This is a genomic window from Collinsella sp. AF28-5AC, from assembly GCF_003457875.1.
Classification (GTDB): domain Bacteria; phylum Actinomycetota; class Coriobacteriia; order Coriobacteriales; family Coriobacteriaceae; genus Collinsella.
The window spans coordinates 1-23,120 of sequence record NZ_QRTA01000009.1; the positions used below are offsets into that span (position 1 = coordinate 1).

The window sequence follows — 23,120 nt, forward strand, 5'->3', positions numbered from 1 at the left end:
ATGTGCGGCGTAGGCCGCTTATTAGCCCGTCCAAGAATTGGGGCGCAGTTCAGCCCGGCGGGGACTTTTTTTATGCCGGCCGCCCGATCACCACGATGGGGACAGGCACCTTTGTGGTGGTTGGGGACTTGCCCGGTCGTTTTGTCTCAATCTGTAACAGTTAGGCCCTGTTGAGCCTTGTAGTTGTTACAGATCGAGATATTTCTCCAGCCGCCCCCCGCTTTGTCTCAATCTGTAACAGTTGGAGGCCAAATTCCTCGCTACGTGTTACAGATCGAGACGTTAGGTTGGCGGCCGAACAGTTTGTCTCAATCTGTAACACCTGGAACCCAAATATCTGGCTTGGTGTTACAGATTGAGATCTTGCAAAAGCCGAGAATGGGCGTTGTCGCCAAAACCTAACGCTTGCGACGCTTGGTCGCGGCGATGCCGGCCGCGGCAACGGTTGCGCCGGCGATGCCCAAGGCGGCGACCGTCATCGCGGTGGAGTCACCCGTGCTGGCGAGCTCCGTGCCGCCGGACTTCTTGTCGTTCTCGCCCTTACCCTTGGACTTGTTCGTCGTCACCGTGGTCGTCGTCGAAGTCGAACCGCCCGCAGGTACCCCGGTGCCGCCAGAGCCATCCGCACCGCCGCCCTGCTCGCCGTCGCCAGGCGTCGGGTCCGGATCGGGCGTCGGATCAGGCGCCGCCTCATCGGTCACCGTAATCGTAATGTTCAGACGCTCGGAATACTCGCTGTACGACATGCCAGGGCGCTGTGCCGCAATGCGCACATACATGTTGCTATCGAGCGCAATGGGCTCGGTGTACTTTACACGGCCTTCGTCACGGCAGGGGCAGGTGTCGTTGGTGGTGTACCAAATCGTCGCGCCATCCTCGGCAGAAAGCTCCAGCTTCGTGCCCTTGGGCACCGTAATGTAGTTCTCCTTGGGCGACCATGCACCAAACGTCGTCGCACCAATCGTCGCCACCGGTCGCGCCGGTCGCACTGCCTCGGCAGACACGCGAACGTCGACCTGCTTGGACAGCGCCGTGCCGCCCACCGCCGCCGTCAACGTCGTCAAACCGGGCAGAGCACCATGCAGCACAAACGTCGCCGCACCGTCCTCGCCCGTCACGGCCTGGGTGGCATCGACAGAGCAGATAGCCGAGGACTCCAGCCCAACACTAACCTTGGCGCCCGCAAACGGCTTGCCCGCCTTATCGGTCACGTGCGCCACCAGCTCAAAGTCACTGCCATCAAGCATGGTCACGGCCTGCTCCACGTTGAGTTTGAGTTTGTCGGCACGAACGCCCACGACAAGCTCGCCACTTGCCCAGCGCGCCATGGCCGTGCCGGCGTAGTTGCGAGCACCGTCGAGCTCAAACGCCACCGTCGAGCCCGCCTCACGCGCATCGGCATAGCGAATACGCAGCACGCGTGACAGCGGCTTGCCATTGGGATCGTCCTGCTTGTCGAGCCACGTATACGTCACGTCGCCCAAGCCCTGCGCGCACAATGCGACCAGGGCATCGTCGCTCGCATCCATATACTGCGCAAACTCAACCTCGATGCAATCGGTATAGGCATGGGCCGAAGCTACCTCGGGCGCCGCCGTCGACACCAAGCCAATGTTCACCTCAGTCTGAATCGGCGGCACGCGCAGCCAAGCCGAACGCGCCTCCTCATACCCGTCCTTGGTCACGCGCACTTGATACCAGCCGGTCGGCGTATTCCAGTTGTACGCACCGTCCGCACCCGTTGCAAGCGGATTGTCCTGCTCATACCCCTCGGCATCCCAACGCACCGCATTGGTACCGGCCGCATCGTCGGCGCTCCACAGCTCAACCGCCGCGCCTTCAACCGTATTGGACAGCAGGCCCTCGTACACCACGCCCGCAGGGTCGGGTGCTGCCTTGGCAGGCACATTGCGATAACGCGCCTCGAAGATCGACTGCATCTTCTCGTCCGAGATCAAGCCGTCCTTGTTGGCCTTGTAGACCTCGGCATCGGTCAGCTCGCCCCAGTTGACCGTAATGCGATTCTGGCACGCGCGCTCCACCTGCTCGCAGGCAACATCGTAGGCGCATTCGGCATTGGTCAGCTTAATCGCGCGCTCCGAACCTACGCTGGTCGAAGCTGCATCATAGGCGGCGCCCACCACGGTACCCGCCGAACCGGCCGTCAGCACGCCGGCGATTGTCATAATGGAGCCCACCGCCACATCGGTGCTGTCGTGGCAGAGCTGGCGATACAGCAGATCCTCAAACGCACGCGCCTTCTCCATGGCGTCACGCAGCGCGTAAATGCACTTCCAGTCGTCCTCGGTCTTCTCGGGCTTGGCAAGCAAGCGCGTATGCTGAAGCTCATAGCCCTCGCGCTCGCCCTTCACCTTCTGCATACGGACGTTCACGTTCTCCCAGTTCTTGCTGGCATCGTTCACGCCGTAAATGCCGGTAAAGATGCCGATACCCTGGGTCGCCGCGGGAAACGCCTGGCCGGCCGCCTTCCACGCATCGGTCTTAAAGACCTGTCCGAACATCTCGCACTCGATCTTATAGCTCTTGAGCGAACGGATCGTGCGGATGAGCTTCATATGGGCGCTCACGTCGCCGTTGAGCTTCCAGGCCATGAGCCATCCGCGCACCTTGGAGTTGTTGAGGCTATGGACCACATTCCAGTTGTCGTACAGGTCGTCCAGAATGTCGCACTGCATGGCGATCGAGTTAAACAGAAGCGCCTGGTTCTTGTTGTTATTGGAGTTCTCGATAAATTCCGACTCGATATAGGCCGTCTGCTCGCCATCGGGCGCGGCGACCTTAAAGCCCTTGACGGTATCGTCGTCAGCCGCCTTGTAGCTCAGCGAGCTGCCGAGCGCCTGGCCCAAATCGTTAAACCCGCTCGTCGACTGGCCGTTGTACTCGCTGGCCTTAATGCCCGCACACTTGTTGAGCGCCGCAGCGGTTGCGTCATTCCAGCTTCCGTATTGGTTGAGCTGGCCGATACCCATCGACTGGCCCACCAGATCCTCGGCCTGCTGGGCAATAAACTCCGCTCGCGATGCATGGTCGACGAGCTCCTTGATGGCGGCCGCATCCGCAGCGTTCGCGCCCTGGGCCGCCGCGAGTTCCTGATACCAATCCTCGCTGGTGCCGTAAGCATCCTCAAAGATCATCTTGTCCACATTGACGCCATAGCTGTCGCCCTGCTGGGTCAGCAGCGCCGCCGACCCGCCGACCGCGGCCTTGAGCTCAGCCGCAAACTGCGCGGCCTCGTCGTTGCCAGCACCATCACCCTCGCCGTCGCTGGCGGCAGGGGCGCGACGAGCCTTACGGGCAGCTCCACCTTGGGCTTCGTCCTCTTTACCGTTCTCGTCCTCCTCGGCAAACGCATCAGCGACCATCTGGTCAATCGCGTCGTTAAAGGCCTCGTCGACATCATTAAACGAGTTATCCATCATATACTCGTGCCACTGCTGCACGGCATTCGAGAACTCCTGCTGGCGCTCCTCGGCCGCGGCGGAATGCTTTTTGGCCGAAGCGTTGGCGTCAAAACTCAGCATGGTCATAAGCTGAGCATTGGAGATGCGGTAGGTCTGCGGCATAAAGATCTGCTCAAAGTTGCCGCAGTTCACATAGGTCGAGTCATTCGCCTTGTTAAACTCGTCGAGCAGCTTAAGGTAACCCTCGTCCACATACTCCGCCACATAGCGCACATGGGTGCCCTCGCGCGACTTTTGAGTCAGAGGAATCGTCACCGTCTTGCCATCCACGCAGTCCACGTACAGGTCGAGCGTGTCGGCGGCCTCTTCGTTTCCCACCTCGAGCGTGATATCGAACGTCCAGTAGGCGTTCTTCTTTTGCGGCAGATGGTGGAAGGTCCACAGACTCTTGCCGGTGTCCTTGCCGTCCTTGACCAGGCTTTGCGTACCGCCACGATACGTCACATCAAAGTTCCAGACCGAAGCGCCCGGAACATAGCGCACATAATTGCGAGCCGTTACCTCGGCAGCAGCGGCGGCAGCAGCGGTCGAGCCCACGCGCGCTTCGAGCGTCACACGCTCGGCGGCAAGCGTATCCTGCGGCAGGTCGTATTCAATCTTGGCACGGCCGAGTTTATTGGTCTTGCCGGTGTACTTTGCGGCCGAGGCGCCCACGCCCACGGTAAGCTGCACGCTTTTTCCGGGCGCTGCGTATACGTAGGCCACATTGCCCAGTAGGCTGTGAACGTCGGTGCTGTCGACCTCGATGCGCGATCCGCTAACCTCGAGTGTGGTGCTTCCCAGCGGCAACGTCACCTCGCCCAGCGTAATAAGCGGCGAGATGGCATAGATGCCCGCGGCCTTAGGCTTAAAGCGCACAAACACATCGGCGCCCATGCCCTTATTCATATTGAGAACGAGGTTGTCGCCCTCCCAAGTTGTGTCAGCCCACATGGCCTCGGAGCTGGCGCCGGCTTCGCGAGAGCCTGCGGACACATCCCCGACGGCATCCTTGGCCAGCGGAATCTCAATCTTGGCAGCCTGGCTGTCCTTGAGCTCGTAATGAATGCGCAGCTCGGTCTCCACGCCAACGACCGCGGACGAATCAGCGATAACCGAGCCCGCCGTCAGCCCGCGCTCGGCACGATACGTCTCCACGTCAAACGTGGGGACGTCGAGCGTCACGTCGAGCTGTTTGCCGTCCTCAATCTTCACCTGCTTTTGCGCGATATGCTTACCCACGGTCAGCCCTAGGCGGCTAAACGTGGAATAGCTCGTCGCTTGGATGTCGTAGCTCGTCTTGTTAAAGGCGACGATGGTGTACGAACCGGCCTTAAGGCGCGGCGTCTCGGCCTTCATGATAGGCGTGGTGCCATCGTCTTCGTAACCCATCAGATAGGTGACGCCGTCGGCGACCAGCTTGCCGTCGGACGTACGGAACACCAGCACGCGGTTAGCGCCCTGGTAGTCGCCCTTGGTCGCGACCGTCGCCGTGCCCCAGGGCTTCAAGTCGATATCGACCTTGCCGGCCGAGGGCTTCACCGTCGCCGTCGTCCCACCCAGCTTGAGGCTGTCTTTGGGCTCGAGCGTTATCTCCAGATCCTGGTCCGCGTCGGCAATGGCCTGCGACACCACGAGCGCTGTGCCCTGGATACGGAAGTCGTTTTCCTTGTCACCCTTGGCAGGCTTAAGCGTCTTGCCGCCGTTCTTCACCGTCAGATCGATGTTATCGAGACTATCGAGCTCAATGCGTTCGGTCTTATCCTGGCCCATAATCGGTTCAAGATAGCCCACGTTGAGCTCAATCGCGCGCGAAGCCGGAATCTTGGTAAAGTCCTCCGCCTTAATCTCTCCGATATTCCATGTGCCCGTCATCTGGTCGCCCGGGCGCGCCAGCACCATGTCATAGTAACCGCTGAGCGAAATGCGCAGCGTTGCTGCCGTCTTGGAGAGGACGTTGGCAGCAACGGAGCCGTCGTCGCCAACCGTCAACGGCGTGGACTGCCCCGCCTGCAAGAGCACGGCCGCCGCGCTCTGGGGAAGTTTGCCCGTCACCTGGGCCGCCTCGCCCATCCACTCAAACGTGTAGGCAGGCTTCGAGGAATCGACGGAGTCCTTGCGATCGGCCACGGCATCGGCAAGCTTTTTGACCATCGAGGGGTTGCCAGCCGAATCGGTCGCATAGGCATAGATGGTCTGGCCTTCACCAAAGGGAATCGTATACGTTACGCCATCGATTGTCACGCGCTCATTATAGTCGCCCGGATAGCCCGCCTCACCAAACTGAAGATCGGGGTTCATCACGCGCAGGGCAACGGCATTATGGTTCGTCTCGTTTCCGTATCTCGTGTTCTCAAAAGCTCCCCACTCTATCATTTCCACGCTTTTGGGTAGCACAATCTCTTTGCCGGCAATCGCAGGATCAAGAGAGGCGAACGCGAGCGCCCCGATAGATTTGACACCATCGCCGATCGTCACCGATGACACGTGCGAGCACCCGTCAAAGGCATAGCGCTCAATCCGCTCCACCGTGCCCGGCACGTTGATCTGCGTAAAGGTGAGTACCGTTGTGTCCGAGACATAGAACTGCGGTACGCCGCAATTGGCGAAGGCGCGATAGTCGATAGTCTTAACCGAAGGTGGCAGCGTTGCCACCACATTGTCGTCAAGCTGTTCGCAGCCCTCAAAGGCCTGCTCGGGAATCGTGGTAAAGGCCGCGTTGTTGGGCCAGGTCACCGTGTGAAGTGTCTTGCTTCCAGTAAACGCATTCCAGCCCAGTTCCTCAACCGAATCGGGCAGTGCGATTTCCTTGATGCTGCTGCCGCCCAAACCGCCCACAGAGCGGATATGCGAATCGGGGGCAAACGTAATTGATGTGAGCGCAACGTTTCCCATGCCCTTAAGACTCACGACATTTTTGCCGTCGATGGTCGAGGGCACCTCCAACGTGGTAATGCCCGCGTCGCCATACTCGATAGAAATTTCGTTGGTGAGGCTATCGATCGAGAAGTAGTACTGCGCGGGAGTCTGCTCGCCGGCCACGTAGCCATCATCGTATTCGCCTTTTACGCCCGTAGCGCCCTTCGAGGTCATCCAGAGCCCAAGATCCTCATTCCAGGTTGCTTCGGCTTCGGCGGTCTCCTCCTGCTTCTGCTGCTCGGCGAGTTCCTTGCCCTCGACAAGATCAGTGGCGAGCGTACCCGCAGGTGTGCTCTCGGTCTGCCCGGCGCCCGTTAGGCCCGCCGCCGATGCAATCTCGGAGGGCGGGGGCGTAGGGGTATCACCGCTATCGAGCACTGTGGGGTCGGCGGCGCCGGCATCGGGCGCGGGGTCGGCGGAAGCAGAGTCTGACGTTTGGGCGTCAGCCGAATCGGCGGGAGCGGCGTCGGCTGCTTGGCCGTTATCCGTCTGCACAAAAGTGCCGTCGGTGTTGAGGGCCTCAGCAAACGCGCCCGCGGGAAACGAACCCGTCACCATCGCGAGGGTCACCGTGGCAACCGTCAGCCGTCGGCAAAGCGCTCGAGCAGTAGTCCACCTCATGGTCGTTCCTTTCCTGCAAACCAAAAGTCATCCAGCGTAATCGTTGTCCAAAAACAAAGCGAACGGTAGGTTCATATATACGAACCTACCGTTCTACCTGCGCAAACCACCACAAAGGGGACAGGCACCTTTACGGTGGTTCTGGACTCGGCCGGTCGGTTTGTCTCGATCTGTAACAGCTAGAGGTCAAATTCCCCGCTTGGTGTTACAGATCGAGACATTAGATTGGCGGCCATTCGGTTCATCTCAATCTGTAACATCTAGAGCCGTTTTGGGCAGTTTGGTGTTACAGATCGAGATTTTGCTGAAGCCGAGGATAGGCGCCGTCACCAAAACCTAGCGCTTGCGGCGCTTGGTCGCGGCGATGCCTGCGGCGGCAACGGTTGCGCCGGCGATGCCCAGGGCGGTGACCGTCATCGCGGTGGTGTCGCCCGTGGCGGCCAGGACGGCGGCGGACTTTTTGGCCGGCGTGGCTTTCTCAACCGTCTTGCTCACCGTGGTGGTCGTAGCCGGCTTGGCCGCGGGTTTGGTCTCGGGCTTCACTTCGGGCTTGGTCTCGGGCTTAACCTCAGGCTGCGGTGTCGGCTTGGGATCCGGCGTAGGTTGCGGATCGGGAGTCGGCGTGGCTTCAGGCGTAAAGGTCAGATCGGTGTTGAGCCACAGGGTGTAGATCCAGCCGCTGTCCTCATCGGATACGCTATCCGCGACCTGGTAGCCGCACTCCTGGCCGTTGATCATCAGCTTGGTGTCGGGCGTGAAGTAGAAGCCGCGCGCGGACTTGAGGTAGATGCCGTAGCGATAGGTCACGCCAGGCTTAAAGGCGTCGATGTGATTCGTAATGTTCTGATCCCAGAACTTCTGAGAGTTCACTTCGCTGCCATCGCTGCCCGTCCAGAACTCACACTGAGGAAGGGAGTTGGAGGCCGTCGGAACATTCGCCGTAAAGACCGGCTTGTCGCCCGCCTTAAAGATAGTCGTGGCGCCGTTGATCTCGATAACGTCGATTGCCCGCCATTCATCAATCGGCTGCTCGCACAGCATATTGTCAGTGTGTGGCGCGAAGACGCCGTTGGCGGTCTTGATGTGGTGCGCCCAATGACCGTTGACGTTCATTTCGCAGTCATCAGCCACGGTATTGTCGCCCTTGAGCCTCAGCTCAACGGAATACATGTAGAACTTGCCCTCTTCGAAGTGGTCGATCTTCTTCATGCCCGGCGTGTACATTGCGGGATCGGAATACCAGAAGGCAACGGGCTTGAGCTCCGCAGGGTCGCTGCCATCCATCTCTTCCCAGCACTCATAGGCGATCTCATACTTATCGGCATCGGCGGCAGGAATCGTCGCGGTCGCACGCGGCGCCTCGCCGGGCGCATAGTCGGTTTTCACATCGTTGACGTTTAGATTCTCAAGAGCTTCGTTTTCCGACGAAGCAGGCATCGTAATTGTTTTAATAGCAGGGACATACAGGAATTCTCCGCTTAGACTCGACTTTACGGTTTCCCCGTTTACGGTAACAACGGTTTCATCGCTGAAGGAATATCCGTCTTTTGGCTTCAGCATAAGAGAATACACGTACTCTTTCCCGCTTTTAAACTTTGTAATAGTCGGCAGGGAACCATGTGAGCCGTTATCGGAATACCAGGCAGCAACGGGTTCGTTGTTTTCAAATTCCTGCCAGCATTCATAAGCGATTTCGTATTTATCTGCATCGTAGTTAGGGACACCTGCCGTCGCCTGCGGACCAGTATCCAGCTGCCAATTGAAGTTCGTATTCTGAACATTGGCAAAGGAGATGGATTCCGATTCTGATTCCGCTGCCGGGATAACAAGGCACGCCCTCTCGTAGACATGGGTGCGGGTGTAGTAGTCATCCCGGATCTCGTTAATAGTGGGTTTCCCGGTCGCCTCGGTATCTCCTTTAAAGGCGTCGTCCGGATCACCGATGATGATATTCCCGGGCTCTGTACCCGTATACGTAAGCTTGGATCCATCATAGGTGGTCGTCATCTTGGACTTATTCTCCTTGTACTCCGTAAAGTACTTCTGCTCCTCCTTCTGTCTCTGAATCTTGCTGATATCCAGGGTAAGCGTTGTTTTATTGCTCGCACTGTCATACGCCGCATGGACGATCAAGTCCCCCAGGCCGATAAAAGTCAAAGCGCTACCATCGAGAGCAGACTGGTCTCCATCTACAAGGGCAATCCCCTTCACATACTCAATCGTTTCTTCTTTCTTGATGTCGGTGTAATTGTTCCGCACCGTAATATTGACCCTAACGCCGCTGCCGCCAACAACATCGGTCACACCGCAGGGCATGATGGCGTCATTCGCCGGCGTGGCGGCGTTGTCGCTGGGAGTATTTTGTTCAGCGGGTGCCGCATCGTTGGATTCATCGGTGGCGCCAGTCGGGGCCGTCTGCTGAGGCTCAGCGGTGGCTTGCGCCGCCGGAGCAGCATCGGCTGCAGGCACGGTCGAAGCGGCTGGTGCGGTCGTTGCGGCCGTATCCTCCGCAACCGTCGGCGTCACCGGAGCCGCGGCAACTTCATCCGTCCCAGCGGCGGGATCGGCGCATTCCGTCGCCAGCGCCACGCTCGGCAGCAGCAGCTGGCCGACCATAAGCGCACACGCGCCGGCGCAAGCTATTTTGGCACCCACACAACACCGGGTACCGTGAACCAGCGAGCAGGTGCGCTCACGCTGAGTTTGCTTATCAAAGTGGCTTCCGCACATAACGCCCTCCTTGGTCGTAGGGACACCACCACAAAGGTGCCTGTCCCCTTTGTGGTGGTCCTGTACCACCAAGATGTGTCAAATGACTCCGTATGCCTAGGTTCGTAGATGTGAACCTAGGCCTCTACCTGCGGTTTAATTCAATATGATTTCACCATCGCCACACTCGTCCCGGGAACGCTACAATCGAGGACACGATCATTCGTCCACCCAAAGGACTGTCCTTGAACCTGAGCAAGCCTAAAATTAACGCGCTTTTGGCACTCGCGCTCTTTACCTTCGTCTTCCTTGCCGCCGAGTTTCGCTTCGATATCAATATCGGGCTACTCGCCGGCGGCGAGCGCGTTGTGCTCGCACAGGGCCTTATCCTTGGCGCCAGCGTGATCGGCTTTATCGGATACGCTCCGTTGCTTGATCATGCGCAGCGCAAAGGCCAGCCTCAGGCAGTTGTCAGTGCCGCCGTCCCTATCGCCATCTTGGGGCTGATTCAGATCCAGTCCCCCACGGCCCCGCTTGCCCTCGAGATTCTGGGCTGCCTCGCATTCCTCGGACTCGGCCTGTTAGGCGCCGCAGCGCACCACGCCTTTTCGTTGGCATTCCAAGATGATCCCAAGCTCGCCACCGGTGCGGGAGCGGCCTATGCCGCGGGCATCCTGATGCAGTTCGCCGTCAACCTGCTCAATTGCGGTGGCATCGTCGAGCTCATCGTCCTTGGCGCAGCGACTATCGCCATCTCCGCCCTCAGCGTCGTTCCCCAAAAGGCCGCCGAGAGCTCCAACTCCGCCATCAATCCCTTTATTGAGCCCTCTCATGCCCTCGCCAAACAGTCATGCTGGAGCATCGCGCTCGTCATGATTCTTGCCTGCTTGTTCTCGACCCTCGACAACGTGGTCACACTCTCCAACGCCCACGGCACCATTGCCGTGCAAACCTGGCCGCGCCTCTTTTTGGCGGCAAGCGGCCTTGCCGCCGGTCTTATCTTTGACCTTGCCGAGCGCCGCTACATGGGACTTGTCATGCTCGGCATCGCCGTGCTCTCGACCATTTCCATCCTGGCCGTGGAGGCCGGCGCCGATCCCAACCTGGGCCTTGTCGTCTTTTATCTGAGTTCGGGCTTTTTTGTCACGTTCTTTACCGCCACCTTTACACAGCTGGCACCGCGCATGCATGCGCCCGCCCTCTGGGCCGGCATGGGACGCGCCGCCAACAATGTATGCGCATTCACTACATCGGGCCTCTCGCTGGCGCTCGTAACCTCGGACAACGTTGCCCTCATTATGATCGGCGCGCTCGTTTTGCTCGTCGCCGCCTGCGCGGCATTCGTGGCAGCCGGCCTGTTTCGCCTGCCCCAAACCGAGCAGGAGCGCGAGCGCGAGCAACTGGCAAAAGAAGCACTCACCGCCCCCACCATCGAAGAGCAACGCCAGGCCTTCATCGCCGACCACGCTCTCACCCCGCGCGAAGTCGACGTGCTCATAGCCGTGACCCAGGATGAACGCCCGCTCAAGCAGGTCGCCGAGGAACTCGGCATCTCGATGCGCATGGTACAGCGCCACCTGAGCTCTATCTACCAAAAGACCGACACGCAGACGCGCGCCGGTCTCGCCAAAGCCTTCCCCTCTGCCTAAAACAAAAACCACCACAAAGGCCCCCTTTGCGGTGGTTTGAGCGGAGCAGAAGGCCACTCTGCCAGTTTGTCTCAGTCTGTAACAGATAGGCCCCTAAAAGCAGGCTTATTGTTACAGATCGAGACAGTAAAGGGACACGAAGCGATCCTTCGCAGCAACGACCCTCTAGTAAAGCGATGCGACATATCGGCCAAAGCCTGGCAATGCAAACTCAAAACGTCCTTGTAGAGGCTCTTCAATTACCCCAGCCTCTACCAGACGCTTTTTATACGTTGAAATCGAACCGGAACTCTTCTTAAGCCTCGCTGCCAGCTCTTGCCTGGTCGTCGTCCCAACCGGATTCATTGCACGAAGAAATTCAAGGTCCCCTCGTGAAAGTTCCGCCGCTGTTGAAGCGAAAACTCGCGATTCCAGCTCCTCTTGCGCAAGTTTCGCGCCTCGTTCGACATCCTCAATAGAAACCTCGGAGGCTTGGCGCGAAGCATTCCATGCCCGATACCCCACCAACTGGAACATAAATGGAAAGCCATCGATCGCCTTGGCAGCGAGGTCAATCGCCTCATCAGAAATCGTCTTGCCGCCGTCCTCAATCGTTAGTCGAAACGCTTCTTTTACCTCAGTCGGTGAAATTGATCCCAGCGAATGTTGAGCCGCGCGACGAAGAAACGATGTCGATTTCCCCGTCAGCAGCGCCAGCACGCGAAACGGCAGCCCCGCCATAAGCAAAGCTACCTTTTTATTCTCGCTTACAAAGTGCTGGTAGGTAGTAACAAGCTCCGTCATTTGCGCAAACGATACATCCACTTCGTCAACGGCGATAAGCACCCCGGTGTCAGTCGCTTCAAGCTGAGCAAACAAAGCGTTCATCTTAGTACGCCAGTTAGCGCCCTCAAATTCAACATCGATGTTTTCCCAGCTCATGCTTCCTACGTGGGCAATGCCGACACTGTTCACACGCCTAGAAGCGGGCTTTTCGATCAGATGGGCGGCTGATTCGTTGAGGCGCTGCAAAATGTCTTCGAGCATCCCCTCCGAGGCCGTCACATTCGCTGTAATCCAGCCCTCTTGCTGGGCGCGGTACGACAGATATGCCAAAAGCGCCGTTTTACCTGTACCACGTGCACCATAGAAAACCGAGCAAAGATTGGGATCGGAGTCGTCATTTTCAAACGCCAGCACCATATCATCGATGATTTGCTCACGGCCGGCCATATACGCCGGTACACGTCCGAACATCGGCGTGAATGGATTTGCCTGCCTGTACGCCGTCGGTGCCGCCATAAAGCCTCCCTTGAACTCATACAACTTAATTATGCCCCTACAATCTTTAAGTATTTTGAGCATCTTTGAGTTTTTTGAGCATCTTTGAGTTCTTTGAGTGATCGGCCCCCGCAGAACCAGTTGACTTTCTCCGCCTAAAACAAAAACCACCACAAAGGTGCCTGTCCCCTTTGTGGTGGTTTTTGATCGATTAGCCTTCGAGCTGCGCCACTTTGTAGCGGTAGGCGGCGGCGATGACGTCTTTACAACCCTCGCGGCCCAGCTTGGCGCGGTTGACGACGATGTCCTTGCCGCTCGTCATCTTCCACTTGCCGGCGCTGTAGCGCTTGTAGAATGCCTCGCGCGCCTTCTGCTGCTGTTTAACTAGCTTGGCGCCCTTCTTTTTGTTGAGGCCGCGCTTTTTGCGCACGATCTCGACGCGGTCCTCAAAGGGAGCGGTCACCAATACGGCAATGTGGTTGGGGTTGTTACGCAGCAGGTAATCGGACAGGCGGCCTTCGATAATGCAGCTCTCGGTCTCACCCAGATCCAAAATCACCTGGCTCATCTTTTGGAACAACTTGTCCGAGTACGAACGCGCATCGTAACGGTCGGGCAGAAAAGCCATGTTCTCCACGGCCAGGCGCTCGTCGTAAGCGGCCATCTTGTCGAGCGACTCGCCCGCGCGCAGCGAAGCACGCACCAGCAGCTCGTTATCGTACAGCGGAATCCCCAACTCGTTGGCGAGGATGCGTCCGATCTCGTGGCCCTCGGCACCAAAGTCGCGCGCGATGGTAATGACCACGGGGCTCTTTTTGTTCTCCAGATCGCTCATCGCGATTCCTTTCTAACAAATGAGAAATAGGCGATTCCTGATTCTCATTTTGTCACTTACGACCGTCCTGGTTTCCCAAGTGCGGCAGATTGCCCCGAAAGAGGAGCGCCGCGTACTAAATGTACGCAAGCGACGATTGAGGGGCAAGATGCCGTGCTTGGGGAAGCAGGACTACGCTGCCACAATACGGCGTTGATATGCTCGGACCAGCAACGAGATACCAAAGTTGAGCACAAAGTACATCGCAAACACCAGGCCGTAGAGCATAAGCACCTGCGACAGGTCGATCGCGTGAGCCATCACAACGTTTGCCGTGTACATGAGCTCGGCCACGTTAATGCCCGAAAGATACGAGCTGTCCTTAATGACGGTCGTGCACTGGCTAAACAGCGCCGGAATGATCGTCTTAAACGTCTGCGGCAGAATGATATAGCGCATGGTGGCAAAGAAGCCGAAGCCCTGGCTCTGCGCCGCCTCAAACTGGCCGCGCGGAATCGAGTTGAGGCCGCCACGCACAATCTCGGCCATAACAGCGCTGGTAAACAGCGTAAAGGCGATGGTCGAAATCACAATGTCCAAACCCTGCACCGTAAAGTAGATAAACAGAATCCACAGCAGGTTTGGCGTACAGCGGAACAGCTCGATATAGGCGCTCACCAAAATACGGAACGGGCGGGGCGCATAGCTTTTAACGAGCGCCAGCACCGTGCCAAAGATGAGCGAGAAAAAGATCGACAGCGCCGAGATCTCGATCGTCTTAACAAAGCCGCCCCAAATGTAGAGCAGGTTGGTCGCGTTGAAGATTTCCATGCGCTAGGCCTCCTCTACGTTGTCGAGTCCCAGCTCGGCCAGGCTCACGCCGCGCGGACGCTCCTTGGAGCGGCGCTCGAGCCACTGCACCAGCATGGCGAGCGGAAAGCAGATGATGAAGTACATAAGGCAGCAGACGATGTATCCCTGCAGGTAACCGTACAGACTCACAAAGTTGTCGGAACGGTACATAAGGTCGCCGCCGGCCACAAGCGCCAGCACCGACGTGTTCTTGACCAGGTTGAGCGCCTGGTTACACAGCGGCGGCAGAATAATCTTGAATGTCTGGGGCAGCACGATGTACCAGTACGCCTGCGCACGGGTGAAGCCCTGGCTCTGGGCCGCCTCCATCTGACCGCGCGGAACCGCCTCGATACCAGTGCGGATGACCTCCGAAATGTAGGCCGCGTGATACAGGCCCACACCCAAGAAGCCCAGCACGAACGGCGCGATGCGCACCGGCTGGTCGGCACCGGTTATGGCCTGCAAAAACTGCGGACCAGCCATGTACATAAAGAGCACCTGCACGGGCAACGGGGTGTTCTGGTAAAACTCCACATACACACGGCTTATGGCGCGCAGCACGCGCGAGCGAGTGGTAGAGAACACGCCCAGCAGCGTGCCCAGCACCAGCGATAGCAGCAGGCCGGCAACGACCACCTGCAGCGTCACGCCAAAGCCCTCCCAGAAGGGCCCCATGTTTTGAAATGTCGTCGACCAGCGGTCGGCGTCAAACAATCCTTCGAGCATTTGATTCCTTCCTTGGACGATGCGCCTATACAAGACCCCAGGTCTTGACCTCTTGGTCGAGCCAGCCATCGGCCAGGCGATCGCAAACTACCTGATCGACCACAGCCGAAAGGTCGCAGCCCTTCTTGGTCGCCACGCCGTAGCCCTGCTCGCCAAACTTGACCTCGGGCTGCAGCAGCTCAACGGTCTCGTTCATGTAACCGGCCAGCGTGGAGCGGTCCATGGCAAAGACGTCGATATTGCCGGCGTCGAGCGAACTCTTGATGATGGGATAGCCGCTAAAGGCCCTAAACTCGGGCTTGCAGCTAAAGCCGTTGTCCTTGATCATCTGCTCGATCAGGCCCTGCGTGGTGGCACCCTGGCTCACGCCAATAACCTTGCCGTCCAGGTCCTCAATCGAGGTAAAGCCCGAACGTTTCTTGACCATGAGTCCCACGTAGTCGGTGCGGTACGGCGTCGAAAAATCCCAGCTCTTCTTGCGCTCGTCGGTGATGGTGTAGGTCGCCGCGACCACGTCGAGCTGGCCGTTATCGATCAGTGGGCCGCGCGTCTTGGGCGTTACGTCGGTAAACTCGACAAGCTCCTGGGCGCGGGCCTCCTTGTAGCTCACGCCGAAGACGGCAGCGGCGATCTGGTAGCACAAATCGACTTCCATGCCCTCAAAGCGGCCCTTGGCGGTGTCGTAATAGCCGTAGCCGGGAACATCCTTCTTAACGCCGGCATTCAGATGGCCACGCGACTTAATGGCCGCAAGCTTGGACCCCTTGTCGGAGCCCTCGCCACTGGTGGAGTTGCCACAACCGGTAAGCGCGGTCCCCGTCAACGCGAGCATGCCGGCGCCCGCCAGCTGCAAAAAGTGACGGCGCGACACGGCCGCCCTCGTCATATCCGTCATGTCCATCACCGCGCCTAGTGCAGAATCTTGGACAGGAACTCGCGGCAGCGCGGGTTCTCGGGGTTATCGAAGAAGTGCTCGGGCGTGCCCTCCTCCAAAATGCGGCCGTCCTCCATAAAGATGACGCGGTCGGCCACCTGGCGTGCAAAGCCCATCTCGTGCGTCACGCAGATCATGGTGATATCTTCCTGCGCAAGCTCGATCATAACGTCCAGAACCTCCTGGACCATCTCGGGGTCGAGTGCCGAGGTCGGTTCGTCAAACAGGATGATGGGCTGCTTGGTGCACAGGGCACGGGCGATGGCGATGCGCTGCTGCTGACCACCCGAGAGATTCTGCGGATACTCGCCGGCCTTATGCGCCATGCCGACGCGCTTGAGCGCAGCGATGGCGATCTCGGTCGCCTCCTCCTTGCTCTTCTTTTGCAGTTTGATGGGCGCGAGCGTCAGGTTGCCCAGCACCGTCATGTTGGGATACAGGTTGAACTGCTGAAACACCATAGAGCTATACTTGCGAGCCATCTCCAGGTGATTCTTTTTGGTGAGCGGCGTACCGTCGATGACGACCTCGCCCGACGTGGGCTCCTCCAGATAATCGACGCAACGGATGAGCGTCGACTTACCCGAACCGGAAGGCCCGATCATTACGAGCTTCTCGCCGCGCTTGACGGTGAGATTGATATCTTTGAGCACATGCAGGTCGCCAAAGTACTTGTTGAGATGCTTGATCTCGATCATGTCTGCCATGAATGTCCCTTCCCTGCGTTTACACGAGTTGAACTATTGTACGGAAAGAACCGCGTTTCCGCAGCCCACACTACATTCCCGTAAAGAACCCGCAACCTTTAACCCACTCATTGGGGACGGGCTTAAATGAGTACCCGCTCATTGGGCACTCATTTAAGCCCGTCCCCAATGATTGCCCAGCCCAGCAAAAAGGGGCGCGACCGCAATGGTCACGTCCCCTTAACATCAACTATGTACCGCTCGGCCCTTAAGCCAGCTTTGCTCCGACGATCTTTGCCGCGGCAGGCTTATCGAAGTTGCCGCCGGTGGCCTTGCCGAGTGCTCCCATGACCTGGCCCATCTGCTTCTTGGAAGTAGCGCCCAGCTCGGCGATGACCTGCTCGATCAGGGCCTCGAGCTCCTCGCCCGAAACCTGCGCGGGCAGCAGGCTCTCCAGAATCTTGACCTGCTCGGTCAGGTTGTCGGTACGCTCCTGGTCGGTGCCGGCCTTGATGGACATCTCCAGCGTCTCGCTCGTCTGCTTGATCAGACGCTTGATCATGCTGTTGACGTCTTCCTCGGTCACATCGCGGCGCTCGTTAACCTCGATATTCTTCACCTCGGCCTTGACCTGGCGAATGATGGACAGGCGAACCTTGTCCTTGGCCTTCATGGCCGCGATCATTTCTTTCTGCAGCTCTTCGTTGGTCATCTGCAAATCCTCTCTAATAGCGTGGGCGGCACTCACGCGAGCACCGCCCCATGGTTACTCAGTCTTCGACGAATCGTCGGTCGAACTCTTGGTGACACCCTTCAGACTCACGTTATAGGGTACGTCCTTGGGCATGGGGTTGACGGTGATGTCGGCATCCTTCTTGTACTGCTCCAGCCACTCGCTGTACGCGGTGCTGGCCGCTTGCGTCTTCACCACGTTGGAGACGTACTTTTTGATGTCCTTGGGCACCTGGTTGATGTCATCAACCTGATTATCGACATGGAAGTAGTCGGTGCACTTGATGATGTGGTAGCCATAGGTCGACTCGACGACTTCGCTCACGTCGCCCTTGTTGAGTCCCTCGAGCGCCGTCTGGTAGCTGTCGACGAAAGTGGTGAGCTTATCCCAGCCCACATCGCCCTTCTTCTCCTTGGAACCGGTGTCCTCGGAGTACTGCTCAACGGCGTCCTCAAAGCTCAGCTCACCGGAGTTGATCTTGTCCAGGCACTCCTGCGCCTTGACCTTGGCGGCAGCCTTGTCCTCGTCGGAAGCGTCAGAATCAACCTTGATCAGGATGTTCGACGAGCGGCGGGCGTCGTTGTAGCTGGACAGGTTTTCGTTGATGTAATCGACAATCTCGCTGTCCTTGGGCTTGCTCGTGGGCGCGACGGCATCCTTGAGTTTCTGCTGCGCCAGACTCTCCTTGAGTGAGTCCTTGTAGGTGTCCTCGGTATAGCCGTAGGTCTTGAGGGTCTTCTTAAAGGCCTTGGCGCCGCCCGCGCTCTTGCACGCGTCCTTCCAAGCCTTCTCGACCTCCTCGTCAGACACCGTCACGCCGTTCTCCTTCTGTGCCTGTTGAAGCAGAATCTGCTGCGTGTAGGAGTCGATGAGTTGCTTGCGGTACTTCTTGGGCGTGAGGTCGTTGTCAACCAGATACTGCGCCCAATCCTTATCCTTGGTGTAGCCGTAGGACGTGCGCATGCTCATGATCTGCTTGGTCACGGTGTCCTCGGTGAGGTTGGTGCCGTTGATAGTTGCAGCAACACCGCCGGTCAGCTTGTAGCCCGAGGCGTCCTCGGCCTGCGACATAAGGCCGGAGCACGCCATCGCCGAGACGGAAAGCAGCATCGCCAGCACGCCGATGACCACCAGGACGATCTTGACGGTCTTAGACACGTACGTCTTGCGCTGCTTCTTGCGAGAGCTGGAGGCAGCGCAAGCCTGCTGCTCGGGCGTCGGCTCGGGCGCAGGGTTCTTTTTCTTATTTGCCATAGTTGGCCTTTCGCATAACGAATCGAACAAACGCCATTGTGTCACAACGCGGCCCCCGCGGCACGCTTGGTGCATTGGGGGCAGGTTAATCTGCACCATTTTGGTGCAAAGGGGACAGATGTGGCACTTGGGGACGTTCTTTATATGCCGGCACTTGGGGACCGTCCCTTACTGCCGGCAGAAAAGGAACGTCCCCAAGTGCCGACTCAGCCCCACCTTAGAAGTGACGGCGGATGGCGTCGACCATACCCTGGGACGTGGTCTGGCCGAGCACGTCGGCTGCGGCATCGGCGTCCATAAAGATGTTCATGAGCGCCTGCAGGGCCTCGACCTGGCCGCCCGGCTCGGCGATGCCCAGATTGATGACGATCTGCGCCGGCACCGGAGCGCCCATGCCAGCCATAGCGTTGAATGTCACGGGCGCGGCGGGCTTCACCACCGCGATATAGGGCTTGGCCACAAACCCCGGATCGGTATGCGGAATGGCAATGTTTGCCGCCGGCATGGCAAGACCCGTGGGATAGGCATCCTCGCGCGTGCGAACGGCGTCGAGCCAACCGGATGCAATGTAGCCACGTGGTGCAAGCTCGCCCTCAAGCCGCGCGAACACCTCATCCGGCGTCGCACACTCCCAATCAAAAAACACCAGCTCAGGCGTAAACAGTGCTTCGTTATCCGCCATGCGCTCACCTCTCTCATCTAGTCACCTGCGACGTTCTTGAATGACCAGTCGTTAAAGACCGTTCCCGATGACTACCCAAAACAAAAGGTGGCCACGCGCGCCTTGGCGCCAATGACCACCCTGACTACTCGGCTAAATTGTACTGTGCGCCGCTAGCCGCGAGGCGCGTCAATTGCGACCTTGCCGCTCTCCAGCACGTGGACGCGACCGTCGGCGAGCATCTGCACGACCTCGGGATACAGCACGTGCTCAATCGCGTGGATGTGCTCCTCGAGCGTATCGACGTCCCAGCCCTCCTCAACAGCCAGCGCGCGCTGGGCGATGATGGGGCCGTTGTCGTAGATCTCGTTGGCAAAATGCACGGTCACGCCAGTTACCTTGACGCCGCGCGCAAAGGCATCGTCGATCGCATGCGCGCCGGTAAAGCTCGGCAGCAGCGCGGGATGCAGATTGACCACGCGATTGGGGAATGCCGCCAGCAGCGGCGTGTGCACCATGCGCATGTAGCCGGCCATGACCACATACTCGCAACCGCGCTCGAGCAGCTCGTGCGCAATGATCTCGTCGGCGGCGATGGGGTCGGCATAGACATCCTTGGACAGCGTGAGCGTCTGGATGCCCGCGCGCTCAGCGCGCTGCAAACCCTTAGCCGAAGGACGGCTCGACACCACAAGCTCAATCGAAGCGTTGAGCTTGCCGGCGGCGATCAGGTCGATCAGCGCCTGCAGGTTGGTACCCGAACCGCTGATGAGCACACCGATCTTGAGCGGCTCGGCCGTATCGGTGCCGGTCGGACGGGTGTAGGGCACAAAGCCCAGGCTCGCGGCAGCAGTCATCTGCTCGTTAGCGCTCATCGGAGTACACGACCTTACCGGAACCCTCGACGCACTCGCCCACGCGGAACGGCTTCTCGCCCAGCGCGACCAGAGCCTCGGTCACCGCGGCCTCGTCCTCGGGGGCGACGATCAGGCACAGGCCAACGCCCATGTTGAAGGTCTTGCATGCCTCATTGGGCGCGAGCTCGGCCTGGCGCGAGACGTAGGTGATGACGGGCGGAACGTCCCAACCCATCTCGGCGCCGTTACGGGTGACCACGGCGTCAACGTCGTCGGCAAGCGCGCGGTTGAGGTTCTCGGTGATGCCGCCGCCGGTGATGTGGGCGATGGCGTGCACCGGAGCGCCACCGCGCAGCAGCTCCAGAATCGGCTTGACATAGATGCGCGTGGGGGCCAACAGGGCGTCTGCCAGCGAAGCACCGCCGAGCTCCTCGAGCGGACGGCTCAGCTCCTCCGCCTTAGCGGCGGCCTCGGGCGTGCCCGGCTTAATGCCGTCGACGCCGATGACCTTGCGCACGAGCGAGTAGCCGTTGGAGTGCACGCCGGTGGAAGGCAGGCCCAGGATCACATCGCCCGGGCGGACGTTTGCGGGGTCGAGCATCTTGGGACGGTCGACGACGCCCACGGTAAAGCCGGCAAGGTCGTAGTCGGCCGGAGCCATGACGCCGGGGTGCTCGGCCATCTCACCGCCCACGAGCGCGCAGCCCGCGAGCTTACAGCCATCGGCCACGCCCTTGATGATCTTTGCCATGTGCCCGGCCTCGATGTGACCGATGGCAACATAGTCCAGGAAGAACAGCGGCTCGGCGCCCGAAGCCAAAATGTCGTTGACGCACATAGCGACCAGGTCCTGGCCCACCGTCTCGTGACGGTCCATGATCTGGGCAAGCACGAGCTTGGTGCCCACGCCGTCGGTACCGCTAATCAGAATCGGGTCTTCCATATCCTTAAGCGCGGCGGCCGAGAATAAGCCACCAAAGCCACCGATACCGCCGATGACCTCGGGACGGTTGGTGTCCTTAACCATCTGCTTAATAGCGTCAACGGCGCGGCCGCCCTCGGCGGTATCGACGCCGGCATCCTCATACGTCACATGCTTGCTGTCGCTCATCTGAGCCTTCCTCTCCCACTACCGTGGCGCCGCGCGGGCGCCAAACGGTGCTCATAGTTGCGTTCATTTCGGCGCGCGCCATAACAACGCGCGCCGTCATATCAACAAAACAGCAGGTAAAACCTACCAAAATAAACCTGTCCCTACATGGCAGGTTTTAGGCCTCGCCGTGTTCCTCTTCCCAGCTGCGATCGTCGTATTTCTCGACCACGGCGTCGTCATCAACGTGCAGCGGCTTGTCCAGGTTGCGGGGCTTAAAGCCCTCCATGAACTTGTCGCGGCCAAAGCTCTCGGGAATCGCCACGGGGTAGCGGCCGGTAAAGCACGCATCGCAGTAACCGCCCTTGGGCATGACCTTAAGCAGGCCCTCGACCGAAAGGAAGGCCAGCGAATCGGCGCCGATATACTCGCAAATCTCGTCGACCGTCTTGTTGGCGCTGATAAGCTGCGACTGCACGTCGGTATCGATGCCGTAGAAGCACGGCCAGATGACCTCGGGCGAGTTGATGCGGATATGAATCTCCTTGGCGCCAGCGTTGCGCAGCATCTTGACGAGCTGCACCATGGTGGTGCCGCGCACGATGGAGTCGTCGATGACGACCAGGCGCTTGCCCTCGATGTTGTCGCGCAGCGGGTTGAGTTTCATACGCACGCCCATGGCGCGCAGCTCCTGCGTGGGCTCGATAAACGTACGGCCCACGTAGCGGTTCTTGATAAGACCCTCGCCAAAGGGAATACCGCTCTCGTGCGAATACCCCTCCGCGGGCGGCAGGCCGGAGTCGGGCACGCCGATGACCAGATCGGCCTCGACGGGCTCCTCGTGTGCCAGCTGGCGACCCATGTCGTAACGGCAGGCATAGACGCTCTTGCCGTTCATGATGGAGTCGGGGCGGGCAAAGTAGACCTGCTCAAAGATGCAGTTTGCGGGCTCTTCGGCTGCAGGCACGCCCTGCTCGGATACCAGACCCTCGGCGCTGATGCGCAAGATCTCGCCGGGACGGACGTCACGGACGTACTCGGCACCCACGATGTCGAGTGCGCAGGTCTCGGAAGCAACGACCCAGCCGCCGGCGCGCGTGACACGGACGGCGGAGTCGACCGTCGCGGCGCCGTCCTGCGACGGCAGCTGCGAAACGGATGCGGCATCGGCCTGGTCCAGGCCCTCGTCCACCAGCTTGCCCAGCACGAGCGGGCGAATGCCGTGCGGATCTCGGAATGCGTAGAGTGCCTGCTCGTTGATGAGCGTCATGGCGTAGCCGCCGCGCACGAGCTCCATGGTCTTGCGAATGCCCTCGCGCAGATGGCCTGTACGCTGAGTAAAGTAGCCGATAAGCTTAGTCGCGACCTCGGAATCCGAATTGGAGAGGAACGGCACGCCCAGCTCGATCAGCTGGCGGCGCAGCTCGTCGGTGTTAACCAGAGTGCCGTTGTGAGCAAGCGCGATAATGACGCTGTTGATGGTAGAAAGATGCGGCTGCGAGGCTTCCCAGCTCTTGGCACCGGCAGTGCCATAGCGCACGTGGCCCACGGCCAGCTGGCCGGAGAGCGTCGACAGGTCGGCGTTGGAGAACACGCGATCGAGCAGTCCCAGGTCTTTGCGAACCATAACCGTGCCGCCATCACCCACGGCGATTCCCGCCGATTCCTGGCCGCGATGCTGCAGCGCGCGCAGACCAAAGTACGTCAGTCGAGCCACATCGCGATCGGGTGCCCACACACCAAAAATGCCGCATTCCTCATGCAGCTGGTCGGAGTCCGGATCATACGTCGACATGGTCTTCACCTGTCCCGCGGCACGCTCGGCCGCGCGGATGGTTTCTTGAGACATGGCATCCCCTCAGAGCCTCGTTATTTGGCGTTACCTGCCCTA

General features: G+C 59.3%; 15 protein-coding genes. 1 reads left to right on the forward strand and 14 read right to left on the reverse strand.

Annotated features, from left to right (window positions below; translation table 11 throughout):
- Positions 1–398 precede the first annotated feature (398 nt).
- Positions 399–7,001 (reverse strand): leucine-rich repeat protein, encoded by a 6,603-nt coding sequence (locus tag DWZ01_RS06870; protein ID WP_117769749.1) that lies wholly within the window; start codon positions 6,999–7,001, stop codon positions 399–401.
- Positions 7,002–7,337: 336 nt separating this feature from the next.
- On the reverse strand, positions 7,338–9,731 hold the full coding sequence (locus tag DWZ01_RS06875; RefSeq protein WP_117769748.1) for an LPXTG cell wall anchor domain-containing protein: 2,394 nt from the start codon (positions 9,729–9,731) through the stop codon (positions 7,338–7,340).
- A gap of 224 nt (positions 9,732–9,955) precedes the next feature.
- On the opposite strand from DWZ01_RS06875, the gene DWZ01_RS06880 reads away from it, so the two are divergent.
- On the forward strand, positions 9,956–11,359 hold the full coding sequence (locus DWZ01_RS06880; protein ID WP_117848437.1) for a helix-turn-helix transcriptional regulator: 1,404 nt from the start codon (positions 9,956–9,958) through the stop codon (positions 11,357–11,359).
- A gap of 165 nt (positions 11,360–11,524) precedes the next feature.
- Here DWZ01_RS06880 and DWZ01_RS06885 read toward each other — a convergent pair whose 3' ends face one another.
- From DWZ01_RS06885 to DWZ01_RS06940, 12 genes are all read right to left on the reverse strand, one after another.
- Positions 11,525–12,640: an AAA family ATPase gene (locus DWZ01_RS06885; RefSeq protein WP_117769786.1), complete on the reverse strand. Its 1,116-nt coding sequence runs from the start codon at positions 12,638–12,640 to the stop codon at positions 11,525–11,527.
- Between the two features lie 190 nt (positions 12,641–12,830).
- Positions 12,831–13,454, reverse strand: coding sequence for an AAA family ATPase (locus DWZ01_RS06890; protein WP_022094991.1), 624 nt, complete (start codon positions 13,452–13,454; stop codon positions 12,831–12,833).
- Positions 13,455–13,625: 171 nt separating this feature from the next.
- Positions 13,626–14,264 carry an amino acid ABC transporter permease gene (locus tag DWZ01_RS06895; RefSeq protein ID WP_055285379.1) on the reverse strand — a complete coding sequence of 213 codons (639 nt, stop codon included), beginning with the start codon at positions 14,262–14,264 and terminating at the stop codon, positions 13,626–13,628.
- 3 nt (positions 14,265–14,267) lie between these two features.
- Positions 14,268–15,014 (reverse strand): amino acid ABC transporter permease, encoded by a 747-nt coding sequence (locus tag DWZ01_RS06900; RefSeq protein WP_035136546.1) that lies wholly within the window; start codon positions 15,012–15,014, stop codon positions 14,268–14,270.
- Positions 15,015–15,039: 25 nt separating this feature from the next.
- Positions 15,040–15,909, reverse strand: a complete 870-nt coding sequence (locus DWZ01_RS06905) for a transporter substrate-binding domain-containing protein (protein ID WP_233506190.1) — start codon at positions 15,907–15,909, stop codon at positions 15,040–15,042.
- Positions 15,910–15,923: 14 nt separating this feature from the next.
- A complete protein-coding gene (locus DWZ01_RS06910) occupies positions 15,924–16,655 on the reverse strand; it encodes an amino acid ABC transporter ATP-binding protein (RefSeq protein ID WP_022094215.1) in 732 nt (243 codons plus the stop codon).
- A 247-nt stretch (positions 16,656–16,902) separates the two neighbouring features.
- Entirely contained in the window at positions 16,903–17,346 is a 444-nt protein-coding gene (locus DWZ01_RS06915) for a GatB/YqeY domain-containing protein (RefSeq protein WP_006235801.1), read from the reverse strand.
- A gap of 54 nt (positions 17,347–17,400) precedes the next feature.
- On the reverse strand, positions 17,401–18,621 hold the full coding sequence (locus DWZ01_RS06920) for a peptidylprolyl isomerase (RefSeq protein ID WP_117848439.1): 1,221 nt from the start codon (positions 18,619–18,621) through the stop codon (positions 17,401–17,403).
- A gap of 217 nt (positions 18,622–18,838) precedes the next feature.
- Positions 18,839–19,303, reverse strand: a complete 465-nt coding sequence (locus DWZ01_RS06925; RefSeq protein ID WP_022094213.1) for a PTS sugar transporter subunit IIA — start codon at positions 19,301–19,303, stop codon at positions 18,839–18,841.
- A 152-nt stretch (positions 19,304–19,455) separates the two neighbouring features.
- Positions 19,456–20,157 carry a phosphoribosylglycinamide formyltransferase gene (gene purN / locus DWZ01_RS06930; protein ID WP_117848440.1) on the reverse strand — a complete coding sequence of 234 codons (702 nt, stop codon included), beginning with the start codon at positions 20,155–20,157 and terminating at the stop codon, positions 19,456–19,458.
- A complete protein-coding gene (gene purM, locus DWZ01_RS06935) occupies positions 20,147–21,250 on the reverse strand; it encodes a phosphoribosylformylglycinamidine cyclo-ligase (protein ID WP_117848441.1) in 1,104 nt (367 codons plus the stop codon). The genes purN and purM overlap by 11 nt, the downstream gene beginning before the upstream one ends.
- Positions 21,251–21,407: 157 nt before the next feature.
- On the reverse strand, positions 21,408–23,078 hold the full coding sequence (locus DWZ01_RS06940; RefSeq protein WP_117848442.1) for an amidophosphoribosyltransferase: 1,671 nt from the start codon (positions 23,076–23,078) through the stop codon (positions 21,408–21,410).
- Between the last annotated feature and the right edge of the window lie 42 nt (positions 23,079–23,120).

Coding starts and splice junctions, on each gene's coding strand:
- DWZ01_RS06870 (WP_117769749.1), bottom strand. CDS start 7,001: ATGAGGTGGACTACTGCTCGAGCGCTTTGCCGACGGCTGACGGTTGCC.
- DWZ01_RS06875 (WP_117769748.1), bottom strand. CDS start 9,731: ATGTGCGGAAGCCACTTTGATAAGCAAACTCAGCGTGAGCGCACCTGC.
- DWZ01_RS06885 (WP_117769786.1), bottom strand. CDS start 12,640: ATGGCGGCACCGACGGCGTACAGGCAGGCAAATCCATTCACGCCGATG.
- DWZ01_RS06890 (WP_022094991.1), bottom strand. CDS start 13,454: ATGAGCGATCTGGAGAACAAAAAGAGCCCCGTGGTCATTACCATCGCG.
- DWZ01_RS06895 (WP_055285379.1), bottom strand. CDS start 14,264: ATGGAAATCTTCAACGCGACCAACCTGCTCTACATTTGGGGCGGCTTT.
- DWZ01_RS06900 (WP_035136546.1), bottom strand. CDS start 15,014: ATGCTCGAAGGATTGTTTGACGCCGACCGCTGGTCGACGACATTTCAA.
- DWZ01_RS06905 (WP_233506190.1), bottom strand. CDS start 15,909: ATGACGGATATGACGAGGGCGGCCGTGTCGCGCCGTCACTTTTTGCAG.
- DWZ01_RS06910 (WP_022094215.1), bottom strand. CDS start 16,655: ATGGCAGACATGATCGAGATCAAGCATCTCAACAAGTACTTTGGCGAC.
- DWZ01_RS06915 (WP_006235801.1), bottom strand. CDS start 17,346: ATGACCAACGAAGAGCTGCAGAAAGAAATGATCGCGGCCATGAAGGCC.
- DWZ01_RS06920 (WP_117848439.1), bottom strand. CDS start 18,621: ATGGCAAATAAGAAAAAGAACCCTGCGCCCGAGCCGACGCCCGAGCAG.
- DWZ01_RS06925 (WP_022094213.1), bottom strand. CDS start 19,303: ATGGCGGATAACGAAGCACTGTTTACGCCTGAGCTGGTGTTTTTTGAT.
- purN (WP_117848440.1), bottom strand. CDS start 20,157: ATGAGCGCTAACGAGCAGATGACTGCTGCCGCGAGCCTGGGCTTTGTG.
- purM (WP_117848441.1), bottom strand. CDS start 21,250: ATGAGCGACAGCAAGCATGTGACGTATGAGGATGCCGGCGTCGATACC.
- DWZ01_RS06940 (WP_117848442.1), bottom strand. CDS start 23,078: ATGTCTCAAGAAACCATCCGCGCGGCCGAGCGTGCCGCGGGACAGGTG.